This window comes from Kitasatospora sp. NPDC051853 (assembly GCF_044452665.1).
Lineage (GTDB): Bacteria > Actinomycetota > Actinomycetes > Streptomycetales > Streptomycetaceae > Kitasatospora.
In genome coordinates, this window is record NZ_JBITBY010000009.1 from 467,257 (window position 1) to 478,977 (window position 11,721).

The 11,721-nt window shown below is 73.5% G+C and carries 10 protein-coding genes; 7 read left to right on the plus strand and 3 right to left on the minus strand.

Annotation, left to right across the window (positions count from 1 at the left end; all coding sequences use genetic code 11):
- Positions 1-227: 227 nt before the first annotated feature.
- A complete protein-coding gene (locus tag ACIA8O_RS27005; RefSeq protein WP_396296569.1) occupies positions 228-815 on the minus strand; it encodes an SMI1/KNR4 family protein in 588 nt (195 codons plus the stop codon).
- 197 nt (positions 816-1,012) lie between these two features.
- Here ACIA8O_RS27005 and ACIA8O_RS27010 point away from each other — a divergent pair, with 197 nt between their 5' ends.
- Together ACIA8O_RS27010 and ACIA8O_RS27015 are read left to right on the plus strand one after the other, a co-directional pair.
- Entirely contained in the window at positions 1,013-1,570 is a 558-nt protein-coding gene (locus ACIA8O_RS27010) for a hypothetical protein (protein WP_396296570.1), read from the plus strand.
- Positions 1,571-1,721: 151 nt separating this feature from the next.
- Entirely contained in the window at positions 1,722-2,669 is a 948-nt protein-coding gene (locus ACIA8O_RS27015; protein ID WP_396296571.1) for a hypothetical protein, read from the plus strand.
- 214 nt (positions 2,670-2,883) lie between these two features.
- Here ACIA8O_RS27015 and ACIA8O_RS27020 read toward each other — a convergent pair whose 3' ends face one another.
- A complete protein-coding gene (locus tag ACIA8O_RS27020) occupies positions 2,884-3,234 on the minus strand; it encodes a hypothetical protein (protein WP_396296572.1) in 351 nt (116 codons plus the stop codon).
- A 225-nt stretch (positions 3,235-3,459) separates the two neighbouring features.
- On the opposite strand from ACIA8O_RS27020, the gene ACIA8O_RS27025 reads away from it, so the two are divergent.
- Positions 3,460-5,424, plus strand: coding sequence for a hypothetical protein (locus ACIA8O_RS27025; protein ID WP_396296573.1), 1,965 nt, complete (start codon positions 3,460-3,462; stop codon positions 5,422-5,424).
- 258 nt (positions 5,425-5,682) lie between these two features.
- Positions 5,683-6,126: an AbfB domain-containing protein gene (locus tag ACIA8O_RS27030; protein ID WP_396296574.1), complete on the plus strand. Its 444-nt coding sequence runs from the start codon at positions 5,683-5,685 to the stop codon at positions 6,124-6,126.
- 93 nt (positions 6,127-6,219) lie between these two features.
- Here the strand turns inward: ACIA8O_RS27030 and ACIA8O_RS27035 are convergent, their stop codons facing one another.
- The gene (locus tag ACIA8O_RS27035) at positions 6,220-7,671 is read right to left on the minus strand and encodes a hypothetical protein (protein ID WP_396296575.1); all 1,452 of its coding nucleotides are present in this window, start codon (positions 7,669-7,671) and stop codon (positions 6,220-6,222) included.
- A 323-nt stretch (positions 7,672-7,994) separates the two neighbouring features.
- Between ACIA8O_RS27035 and ACIA8O_RS27040 the strand changes: the two genes are divergently transcribed.
- The 3 genes from ACIA8O_RS27040 to ACIA8O_RS27050 form a co-directional block, all read left to right on the plus strand.
- Positions 7,995-9,671 carry a M48 family metalloprotease gene (locus ACIA8O_RS27040; protein WP_396296576.1) on the plus strand — a complete coding sequence of 559 codons (1,677 nt, stop codon included), beginning with the start codon at positions 7,995-7,997 and terminating at the stop codon, positions 9,669-9,671.
- A gap of 32 nt (positions 9,672-9,703) precedes the next feature.
- Positions 9,704-10,798 carry a hypothetical protein gene (locus ACIA8O_RS27045; RefSeq protein WP_396296577.1) on the plus strand — a complete coding sequence of 365 codons (1,095 nt, stop codon included), beginning with the start codon at positions 9,704-9,706 and terminating at the stop codon, positions 10,796-10,798.
- A 788-nt stretch (positions 10,799-11,586) separates the two neighbouring features.
- On the plus strand, positions 11,587-11,721 hold a 135-nt coding region (locus ACIA8O_RS27050; protein WP_396296586.1), incomplete at its 3' end, for a transglycosylase family protein.

The window sequence follows — 11,721 nt, forward strand, 5'->3', positions numbered from 1 at the left end:
CCTTGTGCCTCGTTCTTCCTCCTCCGCCACCGAAGAGGACCCGCGTCGTGGGTGGACGGGCCGTCAGGGCGACCGGCACGGGTCGAAGATCGCCGAGCCGGCGGTCACGTGACCTCGGCCGAGGCGTACCCACCTCTGTCCGGCACCGGGCCGCCGCCTGCTCCGGCGCCCGGCGCGCTCGGGACAGCAGGCGTCCACGTGTCCGTCCTGGGCGCCGCGAAGGACTTTCACGCGGTGGCGGGGTCCGGGGAAGCCGGGCGTCGGCCCCAGCCGGGCGGAAGCAGGTCTTGGGAGCCGCGGCCGAGCCATTCGCCGAAGGTCGCGGGCCGGGCGCCGCCGGCATGGTCGGGGGAGAGCGGCACGATCAGCTCGCAGGTCGCCCGTCCGTCCCACCACACCGTGCCGGCGAGCGGGCCCGTGACGGCCAGGAGCGTGGCGAATCCGCAGCCGTGCTCCTGCACGACGACAGACCCCGCCGTCTTGCGGTCCTGGAAGTCCTCGTACTCGGCGTCCCAGGCCTTCCAAGCCCGCGCGAACGCGTCCTCGGTGGAGAAGGCCCCGGCCGTGGGCTCGCGCCGGTCCAGCTCCTCCTCGGCCTCCAGGTAGGAGTCCGGGTGCGGGAAGGGCACGGTCAGCAGGGCGCGGCGCCACACCTCGTTGTCCGCCCACCACCAGCCGTCCTCCGTCCTCTCCAGCCGTGCGACGGCTCCGCCCGAACTCACTTCGAGCAGGTAACGGCGGTACTCCTCGGGGAAGGTGACACCGAGGCCGGCCTCGGCCTCGGTCAGGGGAGGCGGCACAGCGGGACCGTTCATGGGGGCCGAGGTTAGCCGACGGCCCGTCACACCGCAGCGGGGTTTCTCCAGGCCACCGGGCGGGAGCGCGGCCTGACGGCCGTTCGGGACCTGCCGCCGTCGCCGGTGCGGGGCGCTCCGGAGGCCGTCCGGCGGGTGCCACGTGGTGCCGGTACGTGGCAGTGTGCCGGGGAGTGTCCGGGGTGGAAGGGGGAGCGGTGGGGCTGTGGGAGCAGGTGCCGGCCTTGGTCGGGGTGGTGGTGGGGGCCGTGGGGTCGATCGCCGCGGCGGGTGCGGCGGAGAAGAGCCGGTGGCGGCGGGCGCGGGCGGAGCGGTGGGACGAGAAGCGGTTCCAGATCTACGTGGGGTACGCGAACGCGCTGAAGGCGCAGATCCGGATCGCGCAGCGGATCGGGGCGGCCCGCGGGTTCGCCAACGTGGTCGACCCGTTGGAGCCGGTGCAAGGGCTGGTGCTGCTGGCCGAGGCGGAGTCGCGGCGGGCGGCGGAGTGGGAGTCGGTGCTGCTGGTGGGGGACGCGGAGACCGTCGCGGCCGCCCGGACGTGGCACGAGGCGGTGTGGAACGTCGAGTTGTACGCACGGGGGTTGCGGACCGACCCGGACGGCTGGGCGGCGGCGGAGCAGGCGATGAGCCGGGCGCGGGACGCGTTCTACGCACGGGCGCGGCGCGACCTCGGGATCGCGGGGCCGCCCCCGCCCTCCGGCAACTGGCCCCGGCCGTGGCAGGTGGAGGACGGGGGAGCGGGCACCGGCTGAGGCCGGTGCGGGCCCGGTGTGGGGCCGTGTGCCGGCCGCTCCGGAGTCCTGACGTCCCCTCAACTGCCTCCGCCCGGCGGCCGTGCCCCGTCCGGTGCCGGGGTTGTGCGATCGGGCACGGGCCGGTGGGCGCCGCTGCTAGCCTGCCGCCATGTCCAAGGGCGCCGACCAACTGCTGCGTGCCGTGGCGTCGCGAGCCGCCGGTTCCGGTTCACCGGTCGTCGTGCTCTCCGAGGTCAGGGGAGGGCTGGGCATGTCCGACGAGCGGTTCGCCTCGGCCTTGGCACGCTGCCACGAGCGTCGCCACGTGGCGCCGGTGAACGGGCGCGGGCCCGGCACCGTGGCGCTGACGCGCGGCGGCCGGTTGCGGGCGCTGCGGTTGGAGGAGGCCGCGAAGCCGAGGAGCCGCCGGGCCTGGGAGTTCCGGGAGGTGCTGCTGCGCTGGCTGGCCGACCAGGACCGGGCGGGCGCCGTCGCCGTCGGCCGCCTGTGGGTGGAGGGCGGCCCCAAGGGCACGAGCAGGCGGCCCTTCGGCCCGAAGGTGGACTGGGCGGTGGTGGAGATGGCCTACCTCGACCTGGCCGAGCGCGAGCTGCTCACGGTGGCTCCTCCACGCACCGGCACGGCCCTCGAAACCGACCGCGTGGAACTCACTCTGACGGCGACCGGCCGGGACTTCGCGTTCTCCGACCGCTCCCTGGACGACTTCCTGACGGCCCGTCAACCCCCGGGAGCGAGCAGCATGACCATCGAGAACGCGGCCATCTTCAGCGGACCGGTGACCGCCTCGGCGGTGGCGGTCGGCACCCGCAACACGGCCACCGCGACCGGGAACCGCACCGGCACCGACGTGGCCCACCTGGTCGGACTGCTGCGCGCCCTGCGGCCCGGCCTCGACCTCGACCCGGACACGGCCGACGACTTCGACCACGAGGTCGGCACACTGGAGCGCACCGGCACCGACCAACCCGCGGCCGGCCGCTCCTGGCGGGCGATCCGGCGGATGCTGCCCACCGCCCTGGCGGCCGGAGCCGCCCCGGGAACGCAACAGGCCCTCGAGGGCGCCATCTCACTCGGCACCACCCTCTTCGGCGGCTGACCACCGGGGCGGCCGCCTCCGCCACGCCCCCGACCGACGCCTCGGCAGCCGGGCCCGCGACCCCCGCCTGTGTGACGGGTCGTCTTGTCGGTTGTGGCGGGAGGCTGTTGATGTGGGAGCGCGCCAGGGCCCGACGGACGGGACCGCTCCTGAGGACGAAGGTCGGCCCGCACGCTCCGGGGCGACCTCCCGGAATCACCCCACCTGCCTGCCGTCAGCCTCCGTGCTCGAACATGTCGTCGACTGCGCTCCGGAACCAGGCCACGAAGTCCAGGTGCTCCGCCCGCTGTTCCCAGCCGGGGCCGGCCATGCCATGGATCACGACGACCTTTCCCGTGCCGAGGTCCCAGCACGCCACGTCGTCGTTGTCCTGGCGCCGCGCGAACGGGACCAGTCTCCGCTGTGGATACCTTCGGGCCAGGACGGTGGACCGCCGGCGCAGCAGATCTCCGTCGAAGATCCACCACGGTTCGAGATCCGTCAGTCCCAGCTCGACCACCCGGAGGAACTCCGACGGGTAGACGAATCCATCGGGCAGCTCGGCCGTGCCCAACAAGTCAGCCACGGGGCACCTGCCATCCCGAGCAGCCCAGGGCGACCCCATGGGTGCACGTCGCGACACGCCGCCTGCCTGTCGACGGCGCGGATCCTTCTTCATTGTGGGCGGGACACGGTTGTGGGGCACCGCGTGCCGAGCGAATTCGGGCGACATGACGACGGGTTTCGGGAACGATGACGGCCAGTGGCAGGCCGGACGATGGGGTGGTTGCCGGAGATGACAGTGGCGGGGATGTCGCTGGACGGACTGGACGCCGTGGCGTGGGACCAGCTCGACATGGAACACCCGGCAGACCGGGCCGAGGACATCCCCGGGATGCTTCGCCTGCTCGCCCGAAAGGGCGCGGAGGCGACGGAGTCCGACTGCCACCCGCTCTGGCGCCTCGCCACGAGGAGCGGGCGGATGTCCTCCGGGGCGGCGGCCGCGCTGCCGTTCGTCATAGGTCTCGCAACCGACCCGACGATGGGTGCGCGGATCCATCTCGTCGCGGCCCTGACGGCGATGTACGAGGAGGGCCCGGCGGACGAGCAGTGGGCCGACGCCCGGACGCTGCTCGCCGACCCGGACCCGGAAGTACGCCGGGCGGCGATCGGTCTCTCGGGCGGTGTGCCCCGACTGCTGGAGCGGTGGCGGGTGGAGACGGACCCCGCAGTTCGCCTGCCGGTGCTGATCGCCCTCGGTGAGGCCACGGCCGTGGCCGGGGAGGGCGGATCGGCGGTCGCCGACGCGCGGGCGGTGCTGGCGGCCGCGCTGGGCGAGGACGATCCGGTGCTGTGGGTGGCGGCCGTCCACGCTTCGGCGGGCCTCGACCGGGAGCCGGCGGTCCGTCAGGTCGACCGGCTGGTGGAGGTGTTCTCCGACCCCGCGCTGCGCCCGCGGTTCGAGGAAGTCTGGTACCAGCCGCTCTTCGACACCCCCTCCACCCGCGAGGACGTGGTCGACTGGATCGCGGGCCGGTTCGAGCACGACGCCGATGCCGCCCTCTCCTTCGCCCTCCGGCTGGCCGGGCGGGCGCACCGTACCGGGGACAGCGCGCTGTGCCGGAAGGCACTGGACCTCGCGTGGCAGCTCCTCACCGAGTACCGCTCCGTCGGCGCCGCCCTGCTGCCGCTCGCGGGAGGACTGCTGGACCATCCGGACGGTGCCGTGCGGCTGCGAGCCGTGAACATCCTCGCAGCGCTGGGCCCGGCGGCGGCCCCCTACGCCGACCGGCTGGCGGAACTGCTCGACGACGACGGGGCGGATGCAGACCTCGACGGGACGGTGCGGGAAGTCGCCCGGTGGGCACTGGCCCGGATCGGTGACCCGCGTGCCTGGCCGGGCCTGGTCGAGCAACTCCGTGCGCAAGGCGAGGAGCAGGGCCGCAGCTACGGCACCGGCGATCCGAGGCGGCCGGACATCATGGACGTGCTGGTCCCACTGCGGGCGCACGCGGACGTCCTGCTCCCCGGCATCGCGGAGGCGATCCGGCAGGGCGGAGCCCGTGGTGGCGCAACCCAGAGCTTTCTGGAGGTGCTGAAAGCATGGGGCGAGAACGCGGGGCCGGCGCTGCCGGACCTCCTGCCGTTGCTGGCCGACACCCGGACCTCGTGGGACGTGGTCCGGGTCCTGGAGGCGATCGGCCCGGCCGCTGCCCCGGCCGTGCCGGCCCTGCGCGCAGGCGTGGTCCTCGACAGCCCCCGCGCCCACTGGGCGGCCGACGCGGCCGCCATGCGCATCGGGCACGACCGTACGGCGGCGCTCGCGTTCTTCGGCGATGCGGTCATGGCGGCCGAGGCACCCTGGTTCGGGCCGATCGGTGACCTGGCCGGCTTCGGCCCCGAAGCCGCGCCCTACGCGGAGCGGGTCCGGTTCGTGATGGAGCACACCACGCACTGGCCGCGCCTCACCGCGGCGGTCACCCTCTGGTCGATCACGGGCCGGGCCGAACCGAGCATGCCGGTCATCGAGGAGTTCGTGCTGCCGCTCGCCGACGGCGGTATCGGATTCCAGTTCCACCGGGACGCTCTCCAGGCCCTGATCCGAATGGGCGAGATCAGCCCGGCGATCCGTGCCGCACTGGTGGCGTTCCGCCAGTCGGACCGCCGACTTCCCACCGACGGGGGATACCCGATGGTTCTCCACGACGAGGAACTCCTCGACCTGGCGGAGCAGGCCCTCATGTGTGTGACCACCGAGTCCGGCGAGACAGGCTGAGGTGCCCGGCGACCCGAGGAGCGGCAGGAAGACCACCACCTCCATCGCCATGACGGTCCTTCACCTGCGCTGTCACCGGCCGACGTTCGAGGTCTGCCGGCAGGTCTTCGGGGTTCTTCGCATGTCCGGGCGCCGGCCTCGACTTCGCTCGAACGGCGGTTGTGGCACCACCGGTCGTGTACGTAGATTCACCGGCGCATGCACCGTGAGTGACCGTCAGGTAATCGCGGTGTGCCCTGCGGTGATCGGAGGTCCACTATGCCCGTCTTCCAGTTCCAGTCGTTCAATTTCCCCGACCGCTACATCCGCCACAAGAGCTTCGAGGGCTTCCTGACCGAGCAGGCAGTCGGCGAGGAGGGTGACTTCTCCTTCGAGGTGGAGCACGTCGGCCAGGACGGGAAGGGCGGCCCCCTGGTGGCCCTGCGCTCCGTCAACTTCCCCAACCACTTCCTGCGGCACAAGAACTTCAGGATCGTCCTCGAAGCGCCCCCGGGCCCGCTGGACGAGCTCTTCCTGAAGGACGCCACGTTCCACCAGGAGGGCGGCCTCGCGGACGGATCGGACCCCGGCCTGATCTCCTTCCGCTCCAGCAACTTCCCGGACCGGTACCTCCGCCACAAGAACTTCGAGCTCTGGCTGGACCCCAAGGACGCCAACCTGGCAGCCGACGCGACCTTCCGCACGACCGTTCCGATCGACTGACCCGCCGTCAGTCGTGGCCCGGACGCGCGCGCCGAGCAGGTGCGGGTGCCCGGGCCGAGCCGGCGGCAGGCCGTACGGCCTGCTGATTCGCCGTCAGCCGGCCTCGCCGGACCCGGCGTCGGCACGCCGGTCGTCCGGCCTCGGCGGATGGACCGAGGTGACGGGCGAGGCCTCCTGTGACGCGGTGACGGCGACCTTGTCGATCAGGCGGGTGAGCAGCTGCTGGGCGTAGCCGAAGGCCACCGCGTAGGCGAGCAGCAGGGTGTGATCGCTGTCCCGCAGGATCTCCGGCGCCAGGGCGGTCTGCAGGAAGAGGACGCCGAGCGTCGCGGTGATCCCACCGAAGACGATCTTGATGGCCGCCTGCCACGCCCAGAGCTTGTAGGTGCCGGCCTCGATCCGTTGCGTCGCCAGGGCATGGCTCGCGGCGAGGGCGCCGCCCGCTGCGCCGAACAGCTCGATCAGAGCCACGTCCGGCCGGGTCGGCCGGTCGCGGCCGGTCGCGCACCGCCCGGCGACGGTGGCGCCCGGTGGGAGCGCCGCCGCCTGGGTCGTGGCACCGGAGCCCGCGCCGGCGCTGGCGCTGGTGCTCGCACTGGCACTGGTGCTGGCGCTTGGTGACGGCACGGGAGAGGGACTCTGCTGCGGTACGCACATCGGGACGGCGGAGGGGCTGAGGACCCCCACCGTGCTGAGCCCCCCGAGCAGCACCATGCCGCCGAACACGGCGATCGCCATCAAGTCCCTCAACTGCCGCACGCGGCGCAGCGCCAGGTCCTGGAACAGGTACGCGGCCCGCAGCGTCGAGGCGAACAGGCTGCGTGTCTCAGCCGACAGCGATGCCGAGCTCGCGGTCTGCCGGTCCGCCTCCCTCGTCGTGTCGCCGGTGCCGTTCCCGCCGGCCGTCGTGTCGCCGGTGGCACCCCCGGCGACGGTCGTGTCGCCGGCGGCATCCCCGCCGACCGCCGCGCCCGGGGCCCATCGCTGCTCGAAGGCAACGCGCCGCGGGTCGTCGGGGTACAGGTAGGCGTTCCCGAGCCAGAGCAACTCCGGCACCCTGCCGAGCAGCTGTCGGTCGGTCAGGAGCTCGACCGACTCGACATCGGCGCGGTGGTAGCTGAGGAACGCCACATCGGCCGACGACCACCAACGCCTCGTGTAGTCCTTGGCGTCCTCGATGCCCTTGTCCACCGAGTCGTACAGGGTCCGGAAACGCTCCTGCTCGGGCCCGTCAGGCCGGTCGGGCCGGTCCAGCAGCCTCCGTTGCTTGTCGATCTTGAACCCATGCTCCGCAGCCGCGGCCTGCACGGCAGACCTCACCAACTGCAGCCTCGTCAGGATCAGCCCGCGCCAGGAGCTGCGGGTGGCGCCACGGCGGAAATCGTTCACAGTCGCTGCCCTTCGGCCAGGCTGCCGGCTCCGCCCGATCGTATCCGTACGACCGCGACGAGCACCGGAAGGCCACCAGCCACTGAGCCGAAAGGACCAACCCGCCCCGGGAGAGCGGAAGGCCCCCACCTCCGCGCGGCCGTCGTCGACGACCACCTCTCCTTCGACGGCACCGACACCGAGACCGGCACCGACTCCTGACGCCCCGTCAGCATCCGAGCCCGTGCCGATCCGCCGGGCCCGCAGCGCTGACGCCTCCCACCTGACACCGGGACGGCGTCGTTGCACGCCGCCGTCCCGGCCGTCCGCGCTCCGTCCGCGACGGCGCTGCGGGAAGAAAGCCGCAGGTCACGGGCGTGAAACGGATGAGGGAGCGTCGCCCCTCGGCAGCTACCATGCTCACGCCGAACACACGTTCAGCCACACTCCCCGTTTCCCCGGCGCCCCCTCCGCGGCGCTCCCACGACGAAGGAACCCGCATGGGCGCGTCCCAGCCTGCCGTCGGCAGGCCCTCCTCCGGCCTGAGCACATCCGTCAGGGCCCTGACGGCCGTCGCCATGCTCGCCGGCTTCTACCTGCTCGCCCTCGGCATCGTCGCCGCCCTGATCGCCGTCGACATCAGCCTCTACCTGAGCTCCGGTGAGCTGCGCCCGGCGCTGGCGAAGATCTGGGGCGTCAGCGCCGTCATCGCCTACCCCGTGGTCCGGGTGGTCTTCCTCACCCGCCACCGGGAGGAGGACGGCGAGTTGCCCGGACTGCCGGTCACCCGCGAGGAGCAGCCCGCACTGTGGGCCGTCGTCGACCGCATCTCCGAGCGCACCGGCGTCCGCGGCCCGGCCGAGATCCGGCTGATCCCCGAGGTCAACGCCGGCGTGTGGGAGGAGACCCGGCTCCTCGGCCTGCTGCCCGGCAAGCGGCACCTGGTCATCGGCGTCCCCCTGCTGATCGGCCTCACCGAGGCCGAGCTGGAGTCCGTCCTGGCCCACGAGTTCGGGCACTACAGCAACCAGGACGTCCGCCTGGGCAGCGTCACCATGGCCGGCCGTACCGCCATCCTGCGCACCGTCGGCGGCCTGCACGAGCGCGCCGACGCCCACAAGGCCAAGGAGGCCGCCAAGCTCCGGGCCAAGGCCGACAAGCGGCTCGCCAAGGGTCGCAAGCCCTCCTCCGCGGAGGCCACCGGCGGTGTCGACCGCGTGCTCGCCAAGGTCTTCACCCAGTACGGCAAGCTCTACCTCCGCGTCTCCGAGGCGGTCGGCCGCCGCCAGGAGTACGCCGCCGACCTGGTCGCCGCCCGGCTGGCCGGCCGCGACGCCACCGCGTCCGCGCTGCGACGCATCCCCGCGCTCGACGCCGCGCAGGACTTCTACCTCGGCAACTACGCCACCCTCGGCTGGGAGGCCGGCCTCCTGCCGCCGCCCGGGCAGCTGTACGGCGGCCTCGCCCACCTGCTGGCCGACCCCGAGCGCCGCAAGGAGCTCGACGCGCTGGCCCTCGAACTGCCCGAGACCGAGCACGACCCGTACGACTCGCACCCGCCGATCGAGCGCCGGGTCGCCGCCGTCGAAGCGCTGCCCGACGACGGCCGCGGCGCCGGCAGCACCGCCTCCGCCCTCGGCCTGCTGCGCGACGCCGAGCAGGTCCTCGCCGCGCTGGAGGTCGTCAGCCTCGTCCCCGAGGCGGCGGGCAAGGAGCGCGTCGACTGGCCGGAGCTGGTGCACCGCTCGCTGCTCGCCGACTGCCGCGAGTCCACCCGCCCGCTGACCGCGGCCCTGACCGCCCTCGGACTGCCGCCCACCATCGGTGGGGCGCTGGACGCGATCGACGCCGGCCGCACCCGGGAGCTCGTCGAGCGGCTGCCCCTCAGCGACGAGGCCCGCGCCGCGACCGGCCGGGCCGCCCGCGAACTGGCCCGCCCGGTCCTGCGCGGCGTCCTCTCCCGGCAGGCCGTCCTCGCTCTCGTCGACGCCGGCCTGACCCAGTGGGAGCTGTCCTGGTCCGGCCCGGCCCACCTGCGGCTGCCCGACGGCCTGGGCGACCGTCTCACCACCTCCCTCGACGCGGCCTGCGCCGACACCCCGGACACCGCCGCCGTCCGCGCCCTGCTCGCCGAGGCCGGACTCCCCGTCACCACGGCCACCGTCACCTCCCCCTGACCCACCCCCTCCGAGATCCACAAGGTTCCCCCATGCCAGCCCCCGTCATCGTCCTCCTCGTCAGCGCCGTCGTCGTCGGCGCGCTCAAGCTGTTCACCTGGGTCCTCAACCGCTACACGGCCAGGAAGCAGGCCGAACTCGACACCTGGTACGAACTCGTCGTCACCGAGCACGGCATGCTGCCCGAGGACCGGCAGAACACCGAGCGGGCCTGCGCCTCGCCCGAGCTCGAAGCCCTGCGCGCCACCGCCACCCGCGGCGACTGGCAGGCCTGCGCCGACCGGCTCGCCGAAGCCGGCCGCGACTGGGACCGGCGCTACCGCATCGTCGAGGAACTGGCCGACGTCGCCGCCGAGGAGGACGACTGGCTCCGGGCCTGGCGGGCCGAACGCCCGGGCGACCCGGACGCCGCGCTCGTCCACGCCGAAGCCCTGGTGAAGCTGGCCTGGCGCCTGCGCGGCGCCGCGTACGCCGAGTACACCAGCGACGAGCAGGCCAACGGCTTCCACCGCACGCTCACCGAGGCCCGCGCCGCCGCCCACGAGGCGCAGGAGCTCGCCCCGGAGGACCCGCTGCCGTGGGCCACCGAGCTGTGGATCGCCCTCGGCCTCACCTACCCGCCGGCGGAGTTCGACCGGGTCTGGGCCGGGCTCACCGCCCGCGACCCGCACCTCTACCCGGCGCACTACGCCGCCGTGCAGTACAAGTCCGCCAAGTGGCACGGCTCCGAGGAGGAGGCCAACGCCTTCGCCGACCGCGCCGCCACCGACGCCCCGGAGGCGAGCCTGCTCGCCGGCATGCGGCTGATCGCACTCTTCGAGCACGAGCCCGACGACAACGAGAGCGCGTACTGGTCCACCCCGTACGCGCGGTCGGCCGTGGACGCGGCCCGCCGCGCCGTCGACGCGGCCCCGGCCGACCACCCCCGGGCCGCGGAGATCCGCCACCTGCTCGCCTGGTGCTACACCATGACCGACCGGCCGGCCGAGGCGCTGGCCCAGTTCAAGCTGGTCGACGGCTACGTCGACGCGCTGCCCTGGCGCTACACCGAGGAGCCGGCGGCGGTCTACTGCCGTATCCGGGCCATCGCCGCCCGCTACGCCGCGCAGGAGCAGCAGGCTTCCTGACCCGCACCCACCGCTCCACCGCACGGCCGCCCCCGCTCCCGGGGGCGGCCGTGCGCGTCGGGTTCGTGGGGGGACCGAACAAGACGGAGGACCGTGTGCCGGTCGGGTGGCGGTGCGGCTGCCCGCTGACGGGCTGGGCCGGTGCCCGTGGGCGGTGCGGGACGGGGCCGCCGATCTTTGGGTGGCCGCCGGGCCTGGCGGCGAGCTCGCGCTGTTCTTCTTCTCGTTCCTGCCGTGCCGGCCGGCTCAGGTGAGGCGGTTGTGACCGCGGCCACCTGCGGGTGGTGCCGGATCCGACCTTGCGTGTCCGTGTCCTGGCGCTGGGTCGACGATGTGGCCGCCGTCACCGCCCCGCAGGGGTGACGGCGGGCACACCGGGGCCCTTAGCGATCTTCCGGAGGGCTCGTCCGGCCCTTGGAATCGGGGGCCCGGCCTCGCCCGTACCTTCGGTAACACCGCTCTGAGCTGGGATTTCGCCGAAATGCTTGTCCGCGCGTCCGGTGGCTCGTAGCTTCGTAACCAGTGCACAGCGCACTTCCCGGGTCCACCACCCGCGGCCCCCGCCCCACCAGGCGGCCGGGCACACGCGGTGAAGGTGACCGGGGCGGCCCACCACGTCCAACACGTGAGCGGCCGCCCGCCGCGTGCGGCATCTCGGAGTACAGCCCACTGTTCGGGGCCTGCTTCGTGCTGTCAGCCCCGGGGCTTCCGAGAGGATCTGCATGACCTTCCGTAACGAGACCACCGCCACCACCACCTCCACCGCCGCCAAGCGCAACCGCCTGCGGATGGTCCTTGTGGGCGGCGCTGTGGCCGCTCTCCCGGTGACGGGCCTCGTCACGGCCACCTCGGCCTCCGCCGCCTCCAGCTCCACCTGGGACTCCGTCGCCCAGTGCGAGAGCACCGGCAACTGGAACATCAAC